17 protein-coding genes and 3 tRNA genes are annotated in these 14,662 nt (G+C 69.4%); 15 read left to right on the forward strand and 5 right to left on the reverse strand.

Translation table 11 applies throughout. From position 1 onward, the window contains the following. Nucleotide 1: 1 nt before the first annotated feature. Entirely contained in the window at nucleotides 2–1,279 is a 1,278-nt protein-coding gene (locus BQ8420_RS23160) for a sensor histidine kinase (RefSeq protein WP_087101279.1), read from the forward strand. Beyond that, nucleotides 1,276–1,917, forward strand: coding sequence for a response regulator transcription factor (locus BQ8420_RS23165; protein WP_087101280.1), 642 nt, complete (start codon nucleotides 1,276–1,278; stop codon nucleotides 1,915–1,917). Before BQ8420_RS23160 ends, BQ8420_RS23165 begins: the two co-directional genes overlap by 4 nt. A 78-nt stretch (nucleotides 1,918–1,995) precedes the next feature. Here the strand turns inward: BQ8420_RS23165 and BQ8420_RS23170 are convergent, their stop codons facing one another. Continuing rightward, complete coding sequence (locus BQ8420_RS23170) at nucleotides 1,996–2,895, reverse strand: LysR family transcriptional regulator (RefSeq protein WP_160049399.1); 900 nt, start codon at nucleotides 2,893–2,895, stop codon at nucleotides 1,996–1,998. Nucleotides 2,896–2,965: 70 nt separating this feature from the next. On the opposite strand from BQ8420_RS23170, the gene BQ8420_RS23175 reads away from it, so the two are divergent. The 4 genes from BQ8420_RS23175 (at nucleotide 2,966) to BQ8420_RS33085 (ending at nucleotide 4,899) form a co-directional block, all read left to right on the forward strand. Continuing rightward, the gene (locus tag BQ8420_RS23175) at nucleotides 2,966–3,565 is read left to right on the forward strand and encodes a short chain dehydrogenase (protein ID WP_087101294.1); all 600 of its coding nucleotides are present in this window, start codon (nucleotides 2,966–2,968) and stop codon (nucleotides 3,563–3,565) included. 162 nt (nucleotides 3,566–3,727) lie between these two features. Further along, nucleotides 3,728–4,333: a TetR/AcrR family transcriptional regulator gene (locus BQ8420_RS23180; RefSeq protein ID WP_087101282.1), complete on the forward strand. Its 606-nt coding sequence runs from the start codon at nucleotides 3,728–3,730 to the stop codon at nucleotides 4,331–4,333. Nucleotides 4,334–4,516: 183 nt separating this feature from the next. Continuing rightward, a complete protein-coding gene (locus BQ8420_RS23185) occupies nucleotides 4,517–4,777 on the forward strand; it encodes a PspC domain-containing protein (protein ID WP_087101283.1) in 261 nt (86 codons plus the stop codon). Beyond that, on the forward strand, nucleotides 4,777–4,899 hold the full coding sequence (locus BQ8420_RS33085; RefSeq protein ID WP_255404899.1) for a hypothetical protein: 123 nt from the start codon (nucleotides 4,777–4,779) through the stop codon (nucleotides 4,897–4,899). Before BQ8420_RS23185 ends, BQ8420_RS33085 begins: the two co-directional genes overlap by 1 nt. Before the next feature lie 73 nt (nucleotides 4,900–4,972). Here BQ8420_RS33085 and BQ8420_RS23190 read toward each other — a convergent pair whose 3' ends face one another. Both BQ8420_RS23190 and BQ8420_RS23195 read right to left on the reverse strand, forming a co-directional pair. Continuing rightward, nucleotides 4,973–6,316, reverse strand: coding sequence for an MFS transporter (locus tag BQ8420_RS23190; protein WP_087101284.1), 1,344 nt, complete (start codon nucleotides 6,314–6,316; stop codon nucleotides 4,973–4,975). A gap of 410 nt (nucleotides 6,317–6,726) precedes the next feature. After that, nucleotides 6,727–7,077: a metallopeptidase family protein gene (locus tag BQ8420_RS23195; RefSeq protein WP_087101285.1), complete on the reverse strand. Its 351-nt coding sequence runs from the start codon at nucleotides 7,075–7,077 to the stop codon at nucleotides 6,727–6,729. A gap of 85 nt (nucleotides 7,078–7,162) precedes the next feature. On the opposite strand from BQ8420_RS23195, the gene BQ8420_RS23200 reads away from it, so the two are divergent. From BQ8420_RS23200 to BQ8420_RS23230, 7 genes are all read left to right on the forward strand, one after another. Then, nucleotides 7,163–8,710, forward strand: coding sequence for a metallophosphoesterase (locus tag BQ8420_RS23200; protein ID WP_087101295.1), 1,548 nt, complete (start codon nucleotides 7,163–7,165; stop codon nucleotides 8,708–8,710). A 93-nt stretch (nucleotides 8,711–8,803) separates the two neighbouring features. Continuing rightward, nucleotides 8,804–8,876: transfer RNA gene (locus tag BQ8420_RS23205), tRNA-Glu, on the forward strand. Between the two features lie 90 nt (nucleotides 8,877–8,966). Continuing rightward, a tRNA-Asp gene (locus BQ8420_RS23210) sits at nucleotides 8,967–9,041 on the forward strand. Between the two features lie 23 nt (nucleotides 9,042–9,064). Continuing rightward, a tRNA-Phe gene (locus BQ8420_RS23215) sits at nucleotides 9,065–9,138 on the forward strand. Between the two features lie 176 nt (nucleotides 9,139–9,314). Beyond that, a complete protein-coding gene (locus BQ8420_RS23220; RefSeq protein WP_087101296.1) occupies nucleotides 9,315–10,055 on the forward strand; it encodes a GntR family transcriptional regulator in 741 nt (246 codons plus the stop codon). A gap of 7 nt (nucleotides 10,056–10,062) precedes the next feature. Further along, nucleotides 10,063–10,899 carry a phosphoribosylaminoimidazolesuccinocarboxamide synthase gene (locus BQ8420_RS23225; RefSeq protein WP_087101286.1) on the forward strand — a complete coding sequence of 279 codons (837 nt, stop codon included), beginning with the start codon at nucleotides 10,063–10,065 and terminating at the stop codon, nucleotides 10,897–10,899. A gap of 79 nt (nucleotides 10,900–10,978) precedes the next feature. Next, nucleotides 10,979–11,530: a hypothetical protein gene (locus BQ8420_RS23230; RefSeq protein ID WP_087101287.1), complete on the forward strand. Its 552-nt coding sequence runs from the start codon at nucleotides 10,979–10,981 to the stop codon at nucleotides 11,528–11,530. A 6-nt stretch (nucleotides 11,531–11,536) separates the two neighbouring features. Here BQ8420_RS23230 and BQ8420_RS23235 read toward each other — a convergent pair whose 3' ends face one another. Continuing rightward, nucleotides 11,537–12,442: a PP2C family serine/threonine-protein phosphatase gene (locus BQ8420_RS23235; protein WP_087101288.1), complete on the reverse strand. Its 906-nt coding sequence runs from the start codon at nucleotides 12,440–12,442 to the stop codon at nucleotides 11,537–11,539. Between the two features lie 151 nt (nucleotides 12,443–12,593). On the opposite strand from BQ8420_RS23235, the gene BQ8420_RS23240 reads away from it, so the two are divergent. Together BQ8420_RS23240 and BQ8420_RS23245 are read left to right on the forward strand one after the other, a co-directional pair. After that, the gene (locus BQ8420_RS23240) at nucleotides 12,594–13,166 is read left to right on the forward strand and encodes a hypothetical protein (RefSeq protein ID WP_087101289.1); all 573 of its coding nucleotides are present in this window, start codon (nucleotides 12,594–12,596) and stop codon (nucleotides 13,164–13,166) included. A 30-nt stretch (nucleotides 13,167–13,196) separates the two neighbouring features. Continuing rightward, complete coding sequence (locus BQ8420_RS23245) at nucleotides 13,197–13,994, forward strand: alpha/beta fold hydrolase (protein ID WP_087101290.1); 798 nt, start codon at nucleotides 13,197–13,199, stop codon at nucleotides 13,992–13,994. Here the strand turns inward: BQ8420_RS23245 and BQ8420_RS23250 are convergent. After that, nucleotides 13,987–14,640 (reverse strand): phosphotransferase, encoded by a 654-nt coding sequence (locus BQ8420_RS23250; RefSeq protein ID WP_087101291.1) that lies wholly within the window; start codon nucleotides 14,638–14,640, stop codon nucleotides 13,987–13,989. The genes BQ8420_RS23245 and BQ8420_RS23250 overlap by 8 nt on opposite strands. Nucleotides 14,641–14,662 lie beyond the last annotated feature (22 nt).

Genomic DNA, 14,662 nt, shown 5'->3' on the forward strand with positions numbered 1-14,662 from the left:
CATGGAGAACACGTCGGAGCGCGAACTCGACCTGCGGGAACGTCGGGTGGGGCGGCTCATCGCCGTCACCCCGTTCGCCCTGCTGGCCGCCTCCACGGTGTTGGCGTTCGCCACCGGAGACGTGCCCTGGCCGAACGTGCGGACGCTCGCCCTCGTGGCGCTCACCGCCGTGCTGTTGTGGACGGTGAGCGGACGCCGGCAGGGGTGGATCGACCGACCGGGTGTGGCGATCGCCTTCATCGTCGCGCTGGTCGTGATGATCGCGATACTCGGCACGATCAGCGGATGGTTCGCGGGTTTCTTCGGCTTCACCGGCTACGTGTACTCCTGGCGACTCCTCAAGGGCGGATGGCGGTACCTGGGGGTGACCGCCACCGCCCTGGCCACCGTCAACGGGTACCTGGGGGGACCCGGGGACCTCGCCCCGGGGTCGCTCCTCCTGCGCCTGTCGTTCGTGGTCACCATCGTCGTGATGGTCGTGGTGTTCAGCCACCTGGGCGAGGTCACCGCGGATCGCAGCGCCGAACGGGAACAGATGGTGCGGCGGCTGCGCGAGACCATCCGGGAGAACGAGGGGCTGCACGCCCAACTGCTGGTCCAGGCGCGTGAGGCCGGCGTGCTCGACGAACGCCGGCGCATCGCCCGCGAGATCCACGACACCCTGGCCCAAGGGTTCGTCGGGATCATCACCCAGCTTCAGGCCGCCGAACGGTCCGGCGCCGGAGGGGAGTGGCGGCCCCGCGTCGACAACTCCCTGCGGCTGGCCCGCGAGAACCTGACGGAGGCGCGCAGGTCCGTGGACGCGCTCGGCCCGGCGCCGCTGGAATCGGCGGCGCTGCCCGAGGCCCTGTCCGACCTCACCTCCCGCTGGGCGCGTCTGCACGGGGTGCGCGCGGACTTCACGGCGACCGGCGAGGTTCGGCCCTTGCGCGACGAGGTGGCGGCCGCCCTGCTCCGCACGGTGCAGGAGGCCCTGGCCAACGTGGCCAAGCACGCCGGCGCCGAACGGGTGGGGGTGACCTTGTCGTACATGGAGGATGTTGTCGCCTTGGACGTGCGCGACGACGGTGTGGGCTTCGATCCCGCGCGAGGCCCGTCGCCGCGCCCGAACGGTGCCTCCGACGGCGACTCCGACGGCGCACGCGGCGGGTTCGGGCTGACGTCCATGCGGCAGCGGGTGGCCGGTCTGTCCGGGATCCTGGAGATCGAGTCCGCATCCGGGGCCGGGACGGCGATCTCCGTGGTCGTCCCGGCCGCTTTCGAGGGAGATCCCTGGTGACCGACCAGCCCATCCGCCTTCTCATCACCGACGATCACCCCGTGGTCCGCGACGGCATTCGCGGGATGTTCGCCGGTGACCCGGGGTTCGAGGTGGTCGGGGAGGCCTCCGACGGGGCACGAGCGGTCGAACTGGCCCGATCGTTGGAACCCGACGTGATCCTCATGGACCTGCGCATGCCCGGGACGGGCGGGGTGGCGGCGATCCGGGAGCTGGCCCGACTGGGCGTCCCGTCCCGTGTGCTGGTGCTGACCACCTACGCCACCGACAGCGACGTCGGCCCCGCGATCGAGGCCGGGGCCACGGGCTACCTCCTCAAGGACGCGCTGCCCGAGGAACTGACGCGCGCCGTCCGCCTGGCCGCGCGCGGGGAGACGGTGCTCTCCCCGTCGGTGGCGACCCGGCTGGTCGGCCGGGTCCGCGCACCGACGGTGTCCCTGAGCGACCGGGAACTGGAGATCCTCCGACTCATCGCCGCCGGCTCCACCAACCGGGAGGCGGCGGCCCGTCTGTTCGTCAGCGAGGCCACCGTCAAGACGCACGTGCTGCACATCTACGCCAAGCTCGGGGTCAACGATCGCGCGGCGGCGGTCGCCGCCGGTTTCCGTCGCGGACTGCTGGACGTGTCCGACGACTGACCACCCCGGCGTCTGACGATCGGTGACCGACCACGCGGGATCGTACGGTCACCGCTCCCTCTCCGGCTGAGCCCCGGCTCACAGGGAGAGGACGACGGGCGGGGAGGCGTGTTCCACCAGGTCACGGAAGTGTCCTCGGACGAACCCGGCGAACTCCGGGACGACCGGGTGTTCCCGGTGGGTGGGCCAGGCCAGACTGACCTCCACCCGTACCGCGTCCGCCAAGGGCAGGTAGGCGACCCCGGGATGGGTGTGGCCGTAGGTGGTGGCCGCCGCGGTGACGCCGACCGCTCGGCCCAGGGCGATCAGGGTGAGCCACTCGTCGGTGTTGGTGACGGTGACCGCGCGTGGCGGATTCTGGTCCCACAGGTCGAGGGTGGCGGTCGGGGAGGCGGCGCACAGGGCGACGTCCTGTGTCCCAAGTTCGGCCAGGGAGACGGCGGAACGGTCGGCGAGCGGCCCGTCGGCCGCCACCGCGGCCACGAGGGACTCGGTGAACAGGTGCGCGGTGGTCGTGTCCGCGGCGGCGAACTCCTCGGGCAGGACCCGGCGGACGACGGCGGCGTCCAGGGATCCGTCGAGGAGGCCGATCTCGGGGTCGTCCGGACGACTGATCTCGACCGGGACGTCGGAGCGTTCACGCCAGGCCCGGAGCAGGGGGACGGTGTGCCGGCCCAACCCCGCCCAGGCCCAGCCCAGGCGTAGCGGGCCGACGTCGGTGGGGTGGACCCTGGTGAGCGCGTGGTCGAGTCGGGCGAGGAGTTCGACGGCGTCGTCGCGGAGCCGGGAGCCCGCCTCGGTCAGCCGTAGGGCCCGGGTGGTGCGCTCGACGAGTTCGGCGTCGACGAGTTCCTCGAAGCGGGCCAGGGTCCGGGACAGGGTGGGTTGGGTGACGCCGAGGTCGGCGGCGGCGTCGGTGATCGTGCCGTGCTCACCGATGGCGACCAGGGCTCGGAGGTGGCGGAACTCAACACTCATGCGTCCAGCGTATGAATGGGTGGTACGAGGTATTTCCCGCCGCCGAGGCCGGGCGTCTAGCGTCATGGCCATGAGGATCTTGCTGGTGGGAGCGACGGGAAGGCTCGGCGCGGTGGTGGGTCGCACGCTGACCGAGCGAGGACACGATCTGGTGACGGTGGGGCGCGGCGGCGGTGACGTGCGCTGTGACATCACCGACCCGGAGGCGCTGGACGCGCTGTGGGCCCGAGTGGGGAGCGTCGACGCGGTGGTGAGCGCCGCCGGGGACGTCGCCTACGCCCCCTTCGAGGAGCTGGAGCGGGCGGCGTACGTGCGTTCCTTCGAGGGGAAGGTGCTCGCCCAGATCGATCTGGTGCGCACCGGTCTCGCGCACGTGGCCCCCAACGGCTCGTTCACGCTGATCACGGGTGTGCTGTCCCGCGATCCGATCGCCACCGGCGCCGCGGCGGCGATGGCCAACGGGGCCGTGGAAGCGTTCGTGCGGGCGGCCGCCAGGGAGATCGCGCCGCGCCGGATCAACGTGGTCAGTCCGTCGGTGTTCACCGAAAGCCTGGTGGAGTACGGCTCGCTCTTTCCCGGGTACGAGTCGGTCGATCTGGCCGACGTCGCCAGGGCCTACGTCAAGTCGGTCGAGGGGGCCGCGACGGGCGAGGTGATCGAACTTCCCTGATCGGCGGTGTCGTGTACGTTCGAGCGACGCGTGTTCGACGGAGCGCGCTCCGTGTGCGGGTCCGGTCCGAAAACGGGCCGGGCCCTCATGTGCGGGGTGAAAAAGTACACGTTGAGAATGTTTGCGCGGCCTGAAAAAATCAGCCGTATGCAAGGAGGGCCGATGGGGCTGCGCGAGCGAAAGAAGCAGGCCACGAGGCGTGCCCTCCAGGGCGCCGCGGTCCGGCTCACCCTGGAGCGTGGCCTGGAGAAGGTGACGGTCGAGGAGATCGCGGCCGAGGCCGACGTCTCCGCCCGCACCTTCTTCAACTACTTCGCCACCAAAGAGGACGCCCTCATCGGCGATGCCCCCCTCACCCCGGACGAGGCGGATCATGAGGTGTTCGTCGCCGGCGGTCCCACGGGCGACTTCGCCGAGGACCTCGTCCACCTCCTCGTCAACTCCCTGGCCGGGCCGGGTGACCTCGCGGCCCACCGCGCCGAGGCGGTGCAGCGCAAGGAACTCCTGGACCGGGAGCCCCAACTGCTGCCCGTCTTCCTGAGCCGCCTGCACAGCGCCGAACAGGGGCTGGCCACCGCGATCGGCCAACGCTCCGGGGCCCCCGAGGACGACTTCCGCTCCGAGGTGGTCGCCGGCGCGGCGATGTCCGTCATCCGGCACACCCTGAAGAGGGTCCCCTACGGGGACGAAGCGGACATCGAGGCGGTACGCGACCTGCTCCGGCGGGCCTTCGTGAACCTGGGCGAGGCCTACGGCCCGACCGACTGACCCGGTCCTCTCCTGTGGCTGTGGCCCATGTCTCCGGAACGTCTTTGCGTCCCGTTTCGTCCCATTAAAGAGGGGTTTCAGCCCCGGTGAGGACGCTCCCCCAGAGGACCGGGGGTGGAAGTCAGGGGACGCCCAGGGCTGTCCCGGATGGGAAACGTCGCAGGGAACGGGCAGGCTTGAACCATGAGCGAGAACTTCGGGAGCAAGCGGCTCCAACGCAGTGAATCCGACCGTTTCCTGACCGGCGTCTGTGGCGGTATCGCGGACTACACGGGTATCGATTCCACCCTGATCCGCGTCCTCTTCGCCGTTTTCACCCTGCTCGGCTTCAGCGGTGTGATCATCTACATCGTGGCCTGGCTGATCATGCCGTCGCAGAGCGAGCAGCGTTCGCTGATGGAGCAGATCGTCCGCAACTTCCAGGGAAAGGAGAGTGAGCGCTGATGATGTGGACCTTGAGGGCGCACCCGGACTGGCACCGGAGGGACCACCGGCACCCGGGGGAGGAGCACGAGCCCGAGGAGACGCGAGAGCACACCTCGGACCACGGTCCGAGCGAGCAGTGAGCCGCGACGCGGGGGACGAGGACGGAGGCGGGCACACCCGCCTCCCCGCCCCCGGGCGGTACACGCCCGCACCCTAAGGCGAGCGTTCCGTCTCGGTCTCCTCCATGCGGGCGATCGTCTGACCGGCCATCCGGGACCAACGGATCGCCAGGACCGCGGCGCTCAACACGCCGAGCACACCGGCCCAGGCGATGACCGGACCGGTGCCGAAGGACTCCACGAAGTAACTGGCGACCAGGATGCCGATGCCCTGGACCACCTGAAGGCCGGAGGCGGCGAGCCCGAACGCCTGTGCGCGCCCCTCCTGCGGCACGCACAGCACGAAGGCGGCGTTGGCGACGAATTGGTAGGAACCCGCCGCGCCGCACGCGGCCAAGGCGACCACCAACAGCCACAGGGGCGCCTCGAAGAACCACAGCAACAGCGGCACCGACGTCAGCACGGCGAGTGGACCCAGCAGCCTCATCCGTGTCGGTGGGGGAACCAGACGGGTGAGGATCAGGCCGCCGAACAGAGCGCCGATCGACGAGCCCGCCATGATGAACCCGGTCGCCGTCGCGCCGGCGCCCGCCTCGTCGGCCATGGGCGTGGCCAGACCGTAGGGGATGCCGTACAGACCGGCGAGCCAGGCGAGCAGGACGAGGGTGCGCAGCTTCGCGTCGGTGAAGACCAGCTTCGCGCCGTCTCGGAACATCACCAGCAGGCCGGGCCGCTTGGGCGCGCCCGCGGTGTCGTCGGAGACCCCCTCCCGGTCGGGCACCGGGCGGGCCCGGACGCCGAACAGCACGATCAGGGCGGACAGCGCGAACAGTAGGCCGGTGCCCATCACGGTGATGTTGGGGCCGATGAACGACACGATCACGCCGCCCGCGATGAGGCCGAGGAGCATGCCGAGCTGCGCGGTCAACTGGATGATCGTGGTGCTGGCGACGTAGCGCTCGCCCTGGATGATCTGGGTGAGGAGCGCGGCACGTGCGGCCGCGAAGGGGATCCCCGGCAACACCACGAAGAACATCAGCGCCCAGATCGCCCAGACCGGCATGCCCGGGACGCCGATGAGGACGATGACCCCCGCCCTGAGGACGTCGCAGGCGATCATCACCCGGCGGCGAGGCAGGATGTCGGCGAGCCCGGAGAGCAGTGGGCCGCCGATCAGCGGTGGCAGGAAGTTCAGCGCGAGGGTGATTCCCGCGGCGAAGGCGGACGCGGTCACGTGGTAGACCAGCAGCGCGGTGGCGATGTTCAACAGGTTGGTACCGACCACGGACAGGGCGTGGGCGAGCCACATGGAACGGAACTCACCGATGGCCATGACGTCGCGGTAACTGCTCCGCCAGTCGTTTTCCCGGGCCTTCTGAGCCGTCGAGGATTCGTGGTCCTCGTTGTCGGGGGCATCGTCGATGCTCGGATTGCCCACGGGGCACTCCCTACTGTTACAGGGTTGAAATCACGCTGTGTCGTGTCCCAATGACCAACGGTTCCGGATGCTGGACGGACTGGCAAGCCGTTTCGGGAAATTCGTATCTGATTCGTTGCTCCGGGTAATGCCCCCGAATGGGATTCGGCGATGTGCCGGCGAGTCTATGCGCGGATTGTTTTCCCAGGTGGCGCTATATGAAGCGGAGTGGGTCCGGGTGGTCTGGAACGCCCAGTGGGAGGCGTGGGGATTTTCCCTCGGGTTTTTCCATCGACGGGGCGTGGTTCCACTGGAACGGCGTCCCCAGGCTGTTTTCCTCCGACGAAGGGATGAATTCAGCGCCCGGGGATCGCGCTCCGTGATCGACCGACGGCCGGATCCGAACGGCTCCGACCACTCATGCGCTTCGATCACCCCCAACCGAGTTGGGTCAGGCGGGCGTCGTCGATGCCGAAGTGATGCGCGATCTCGTGGACCACGGTCACCAACACCTCGTGGACCACCTCGTCCGGTGTCTCGCAGAGCGCGCAGATGTTGCGTCGGAAGATGAAGATCTGATCCGGTAGCACCCCGAAGTAGGAATCGCCCCGCTCGGTGAGCGGAATCCCCTCGTACAACCCGAGCAGCCCCTCCGGAGACTCGTCCTCGACCGTGATGACCACGTTGTCCATCAGTCGGGAGAGCTCCGGCGGGATCTGGTCCAGGGCGTCGGCCACCAGTTCTTCGAAGTCCCTGCGTGTCAGTTCAACCACACTCGTCATTGTGGTGCCTGCGAGGAGCCGCGAGGAAGAGACATAACACTCTGGTCGGGAGGAAACATTGGGAACGGTCCGCGGCGACGGCATGATGGGGGGTGTGTTGTCACAGATCCGCGCATACGACCTCCGTGGTGCCCTCGACCGCTCACGTGCGAGCCTCGGACGTTCACGTGCGGCCTTCGCGCGATGGCGCACCGGGCGTCTGTGGCGCTGGGGCTGCGTCATCGTGGCGGGCCTCCTCGGCGGCTGGATCGGCCTGGCGCTGGGCGGACAGGTGGTCACCCCCATCGGCCCCGCCGACGTCACGTTCTCGCTGAGCCCTCAGTGGCACGGGGAGACGGTGGTGAACGTCGCCCCCCTCGGACAGTTGGCCTTCGACACCCACGCCGCCCCGCTGCGGATCGAGGCGGCCATCACCGAGATCCGCAGCTCCGCGGCCCAGGAGATGTTCACCGACCCGGAGGCCATCGACCGGATGGCCGCGGGCATCGGCGCCGACGTCACCAGCGGCGTGACCACCCTGGTGCTGCGCTCGCTCCTCGCGGCGGCCCTCGGCGCGGCCCTGATGGGGCTGCTGCTGTTCCGCAACGCCTGGCGCGCCCTGGCGAGCGCCGCGACCTCCGTGCTCGTCCTGGCGGCGGCCGGCGGGGTGGCGGCCCTGACGTTCAACCCCAGCGCCATCGTCCAGCCGCGCTTCACGGGTCTCCTCGGCGAGGCCCCGGCGGTGGTCGGCAGCGTCGACGACGTCGTCGGACAGTTCACCGAGTACCAGGAGCAGCTGGCGGGGCTCGTCGGCAACGTGGCGATGATCTACCAGGCCACCTCCTCGCTACCGGTCTACGACGAGGACGAGTCGGTCATCCGGGTGCTGCACGTGTCCGACATCCAGCTCAACCCCGCGTCGTGGAGCATCATCGGCACCCTGCGGGAGCAGTACGGGGTGGACGTGATCGTGGACTCCGGTGACCTCACCGAACGCGGGAGCGCGGCGGAGGACGTCTTCGCCGACGAGATCGGGAAGCTGGACGTGCCCTACGTGTGGGTGCGCGGACAGCACGACTCGGCGGGCACCCAGCGGGCGGTGGAGGCCCAGCCCAACGCGGTGGTCCTGGACGGGGACGTCGAGGAGGTCGGCGGGCTCACCTTCTTCGGCTCCGGCGACCCCAGGTTCGTGCCGGACGCCACCCGGCTCAACCCCGACGAGGCGGACGTGAGGGAACTCGGCGAGAAGCAGGCGGCCTCCGTCGAGGGTGGTGACACCGACGTCGACGTCGCGCTCCTGCACTCCCGCACCCAGGCACGCCCGTTCGACGGGGTGGTCCCCCTCGCGCTGGCCGGTAACGAACACATGCGGTCCACCGAGCTCACCCAGGAGGGCACCAGGTTCCTCGTCCAGGGTTCCACGGGCGGCGCCGGACTGAGCGGGCTCGATCACGGCACGGATCGGCCGACCCCCTACCAAGCCTCGGTGCTGTACTTCGACGCCGAGACCGGTCGCCTTCAGGCGCGTGACGACATCGACCTCGGTGGCGTCGGCCTCACGTCCGCACAGGTCGAGCGGCACATCGAGGAGGACCCCGACCGGACCGTCGGTGAGGAGCCAGAGGAAGGGGAGGAAGCGGAGGTCACACCCTGACTCGGAAGCCCCGAGCGGTGCGGGTTCGGAGCGGCCCGGACTTCCACTTTGGAGTTGGTGGGAAATTCCCCTATGCTTGGGACGTCTACACGGGCCCCCATCGTCTAGCGGCCCAGGACGCCGCCCTTTCAAGGCGGTAGCACGGGTTCGAATCCCGTTGGGGGTACGAAGCGGTCAGACCACTGTCGGACATCTGGCAGAATGGAAACCGCAGCGAGGCACCGGGCCCGATCAGCCTGGTGTGACAACTGAACAAGGTCCTGTGGAGCAGTTTGGAGTGCTCGCCACCCTGTCAAGGTGGAGGCCGCGGGTTCAAATCCCGTCAGGACCGCAAGCGTCGCCGTTCGGCGCCGCGGCTAGGTAGCTCAGTCGGTACGAGCGTCCGCCTGAAAAGCGGAAGGTCGGCGGTTCGACCCCGCCCCTAGCCACACGTCAGGACCAGCATCAAAGCCCGGAAGCCCTTTGGCTCCGGGCTTTTTTGGCGTTGAGTGAGGGTGCTGCCCCGGGGCTCCTCCGTGTTGGGGCCCGAGGTCGTGCAACCGTCCTAGGTCGCGAACGTCAGCGTTCTAGTACGCTGGCTGTGTTCGCCACCAAGGAGCAGGCCGTGTCCCCTCGGGTTCAACGCACCGACCCGCCCTACTTGCAGGTCGCCAAGCACATCAGGGCCGAGATCGAGTCCGGCGCCCTCCCCGACGGGGAGAAGATCGACTCGGTGCGCACCATCAGCGCCAAGTGGAAGATCTCCCTGGCGACCGCGACGAAGGTCGTCGGGGTGCTCAAGGCCGAGGGCCTGGTGCGCAGCGAACCCGGTAGGGGCAGCATCGTCACCCGCGACCAGGCGGCGGCCAGTGCCCGGGATCGAGTGGTGCACAGCCTCCAGGGCCGGATCTACGCGGACCACGAGCGGGCCGAGATTCGTGTGGCCGAGCTGGTGCCGGCCCCTGAGGCGATCGCGGACGCCCTGGGCGTTCCAGCGGGGACCGACGTCATCCGGCGCCAGAGGGTCGCCTTCCGAGACGACGTGCCCTCTTCGGTCAGCACGTCCTGGTTCAAGGGCGAGCTGGCGGCCACGTCTCCACTGTTGCTGGAAACGGAGCGGTTGCCCCAGGGAACCCCGAAGTACGTGGCGGAGACGGCGGGGGTCGCCCCCGCCGCCGGCAAGGACCAACTCCGCGCCGACATCGCCTCGGAAGAGGACTCCGCGGCGCTGAACATTCCTCTGGGCTCCCCGGTGCTGCGCAAACAGAACTGGGTGCTCGACGCCGAGGGCGACGTGATCGAGTTCGGCCGATCCGTCTCCGTCGCCCGACGCTGGGCCACCTACGACTACGAGATCTCCAGGTAGGAGCGACATGGAACTGCTGCACTCGGGCAAGGTGCGCGACGTCTACGCCGACGATGATGACCTCATCCTGGTGGCCTCGGACCGCGTGAGCGTCTACGACGTCGTGCTGCCCACCCCCGTCCCCGACAAGGGCAAGATCCTCACACAGCTCTCGCTGTGGTGGTTCGAACAGCTCGCCGACGTGGTGCCCAACCACGTCATCTCCGCCACCGACGTGCCCGAGGAGTGGGCCGGGCGCGCCGTGCGCTGCCGGAAGCTCACGATGTTGCCGGTGGAGTGGATCGCCCGCGGCTACCTCGCGGGGCTCGGGCTCAAGGAGTACGAGAAGCAGGGCACCGTCTCCGGGATCAAGCTCCCCGAGGGGTTGGTGGAGGCATCGAAGCTCCCCGAACCGATCTTCACCCCCACCACCAAGGCGACCGAGGGGCACGACGAGTTCATCACCTTCGCGGACGTCGTCGAGGAGATCGGTCAGGAGACAGCGGACCGTCTGCGCACGGTGACCCTGGACGTGTACAAGCGCGGCGCTGAGATCGCCGCTGAGCGCGGCGTCATCATCGCCGACACCAAGCTGGAGTTCGGCCGCGCGGCGGACGGCACGCTCGTTCTCGCCGACGAGGTGCTGACGTCCGATTCGTCGCGCTTTTGGCCCGCGGACGACTGGGAGCCGGGCAGGCCCCAGCACGCGTTCGACAAGCAGTTCGTGCGGGACTGGTCCAGCACCGTCACCGACTGGGACCGGACCCCGCCCGGCCCGGAGATCCCGGACGAGATCGTGGAAGCGACCCGAGCCCGGTACATCGAGGTCTACGAGCGGATCACCGGCAAGCGCTGGGAAGCGTGACGTCGGAAAGTCACATCCGGGAACCAAACGGCGCGAAGAGGGGTCTCCCAGTCGAAGATCCTTGACCTCGGGAGGTCCCATGGCGAAGCAAGAAGGCCCCGGCGAACTCCGGGAACTCCGGAAGCGGCTGGACCGGATGGAACGGCTGACGTGGGCGCGCGAAGCGGACGAACGGAGATTCCGTCTGGGCACGGTCGCCATGGCGGTCGGTGCCGTGGCGCTGTTCGTTTCGCTCGCACTGCCGTGGCTGCGCGGCCCGCGAAAGGACGGGTCCGGGTTCGACATCGCCCCGACCCTGGGCTCCGAGGACCTCCCCTTGCGGTTGGAGCCCCGGGGTCTGATGACCGGATGGGAGATGTTCGGGGCCGCCATCACCGACACGAGGGCGATCCTCGCCGTCTTCGTCGCGGTCCTGCTGATCCTGGCGCTGACCCTGTATGCGCTGATCTCGGACGACCGTCGCTTCCACATCGCCGTACAGGTCTGCGCGTTCCCCGCACCGTTCCTGCTGCCGATGGTCTGGCCGACCGACCCCGAGAGCTCCGTCGTCGTGGGACCGGGCGCGATCGTGGCCTTCCTGGCCTGCCTGATGGTCGGAGCCGGTGCGACCCTCGCCAAACCGGACGACTGACACCCCTCAGGTCCAGGTGACGCCGTGCCAGCTGACGTGGTGGTCGGTGTGGTCGGAGTCCTTCGTGCACCAGTAGGTGGTGCCGTCGCGCAGCAGGAACCGATCGCACGCGATGCCCACGGCGCGGTCCTCGGCGAGTCGGCGTAGGACGGGCTGGTCGTCGTCGAACCCGTCGACGTGGGCCAGACCGTCCAGCAGCAGCTCCTGCCGGGACAGGTAGGGCGACTCCGGGAGGGGGAGCCGGATGACCATGGCGGTGGCGTTGTCGCCGCTCTCCGCCTCGCGGGCGGCGTCCACCAACACCTGGGCGAGGACGTCCGGGGTGTGCGCGTGGTCGGTGACCAGTTCGGCCAACAGGAGTTCGTCCACGTAGTCGTGGACCCCGTCGGTGGTGAACAGCACCAGTTCGGCCGGGGGAGCGGTGGTGGTGCCGATGTCGGTCGGGATCGCGGTGGCGACCGAGGTGGTGAGCGCGTGGTCGCCGGCCCGTGCCAGGTCGTCCGGCACCCACCGGTCCCGCAGGCTCTGTCCGAAGGTGTGGTCGTGGGTGTGCCGACGCAACCCGTCGCCGGGCGACCAGGTCCAGAGCCGGCAGTCGCCGACCCAGGCGACGTCGATGGGGTCGTCGGGGGCGTCCTGGCGCGCGTGCACCATGACGCAGTCGGCTCCGGGATGAGCGCTGGAGATCGCGCGGGTGGCGGCGAGTACGGCGTCCATGGCCTCTCCACCGGTCTCTATGGCGGTGACGGCGGCGAGTACGGCGGCCTCACGAGTGCGAGGGTGTTTGCCGAATCCGTCGGCCAGGGACGCTCGCCATCCTCCGGAGGCGTCGGCTACCTGATGCGCGTACGCGTCCTGTTGGTGTTCCCGCGGCCCCTGGTCGGAGTCGGCGGCGATGACAGGTGTGTGCATTCGCGCTCCTCTCCCGGTGGTGGGGTTGGGGGAGATGCTCACCAGGGGTGGTTTGGTTCGCGGGTTTCGGACACGAGATCGTGGACGAACCATGGTGATGCCTCCGGGATCCATCCCATGCCGTGTTCCGACGAGTCGAGGAGACCCTTCCGTGCGATCGAACGGTCAGGACCAGCCGAGCGAGACCGAACGTCTGCGCGCTCGCGTCAACCGGCTGGAGATGCGCCTGAAGAGGCTGAACGACGACGCACCGTCGGACCAGATGACGGCGACCGCGTTCCTCGGTGGCACCGTCGCCCTGTTCCTGTCGCCGGCCCTGCCCTGGATCCGTGAGGGAGGGGGGTTCCATGTCCACAGTGAAGGTGGAGTGGGCGCGCTGGATCCGAACGGTTACGCGACCGGCTGGGACGTGCTCTGGGGAGCGCTCGATGAGGGGCACGGGTTCTTCTTCCTGACCCTCACCCTGCTCTTGGTCCAGATCGGGTTCGCGGTGGGCTGTCAGCTCAAGCAGAACGGCTTCCGGCTCGTGACGTTGATGGTGTTGTGCGCCCTGGTCCCGGCACTGACCTTCGTGTCCTGGTTCTGGACGGGGGTCCCGGAGGAGGACGTGACGGCGGCGTCCGGGGTGTTCGTCATGCTGACGGCCAGCGCCCTACTCGGCTGGGCGGCCTACCGTTCCTGGCACGAGGACCACGTGGTCTCACGGTCCTCTCACCACTCGTGACGTGTGCTTTGTCGGGTAGTGTCCGTTGGCGTGAACCACGCGACCGCCGCTGACGGAACCCGTATTGGATACGACGTCCACGGAGCGGGTGAGCCGCTGCTGCTCATCCACGGACAGTCCCTCGACCGCACCATGTGGGAGGGGGTGTACGTCGACCTGGCCGAGAGCCACCGGGTGATCCGGATGGACATGCGCGGTACCGGCGACAGCGACGTTCCCCTCGACATCCCCTACAGCATGGAACTGCTGGCCCATGACGCCTTGGCCGTCCTGGACGAGGAGGGCGTGGAACGCGCCCACGTGTACGGCTTCTCCATGGGCGGCAAGATCGCCCAGACACTCGCCGCGATGGCCCCCGATCGGATCGGCGCCCTGATCCTGGGCGCGACCGCGCCGGGCGGGAGCAACGAGGTCGAGCGCCCGCACCACACGTCGGTCGCCCTGCGCAAGGCGAACACCGAGGAGGGGCGCGACCTGATCGCGCACCTGTTCTATTCACCCTCGTGGGCCGAGGCGAACCCCGAGACGGTGGCCAGGATCGTGCCGCGCAACCCGCTGCGCGCCCAGCGCCGCCACTACACGGCGAGCGTGAAGCACGACGGTTGGGAGCTGCTGCCGCGTATCCAGGCGCCCACACTGGTCGTGCACGGTGAGGACGACGAGCTCGCCCCGGTGGCCAACGCCGAACTGCTCGCCGAACGCGTCCCGAACGCCCGGCTGCTGCTTCTGCCTGAGGCCCGGCACGGCTACCTGCACGAGGCGGCGCCCAAGGCGACCGAGTCCGTCCGTGACTTCCTCGCCGAACACCCGCTGCACCGGCTCAGGTGAGCGAACGGATCAGGGCGACGGCGCGGGGGAGGGCGGCGATCTCCTCGGCGCTCAGGTTGGGGTCCTGCCGGCGCAGGGCCACGACCTCCTCCAGTAGGCGTGCGGGGTCGTCCGGGGCGCCGGCGACGTAGGGCGACAGGCACGCCCCGGCCAGGCCCGCCAACGGGTCGAACGCGGTCAGGGACACCATCGCGAGCAGGAGCGCGGTCAGCGCCCGGTCCAGCCCCGGGTCGCCCTCGCGGGCGTTGGTCCAGTCGATCACCATCGGGCCCCGCTCGGTGAGCACCACGTTGTCGGGGTGCAGGTCCATGTGCAGGACACGGCCCGAACCACCGGGGAACGGAAGCTCGTGCAGGCGCCCGTGCAGTTCCACGAGCGTCGCGGACGCCTCCTCCGGGGAGAGGTCCCCGGCCAGGCACGCCGAGAGCATCGTGGGGCCGTGCAGGCGCTCCATCTCCAGATCCGGCCCCTCGGCGCGGTATACGGCCGGTACGGGGAATCCGCGTTCCGCCACGTGCCGCATCACGGCCGCCTCCGCGGCGGTGTCGAGGTCGTACCGGTAGCGGCGCAGCACACGCCGGTCGTCGATCGCGAACACGTCGGCGTCGCGTCCGGACGCCAGAAGAAGGGGAGTGGCGCCGGACAAGGGGGCTCCTGGGGGTCAGGCG

The sequence above is a fragment of the Nocardiopsis sp. JB363 genome (assembly GCF_900143625.1).
GTDB lineage: Bacteria > Actinomycetota > Actinomycetes > Streptosporangiales > Streptosporangiaceae > Nocardiopsis.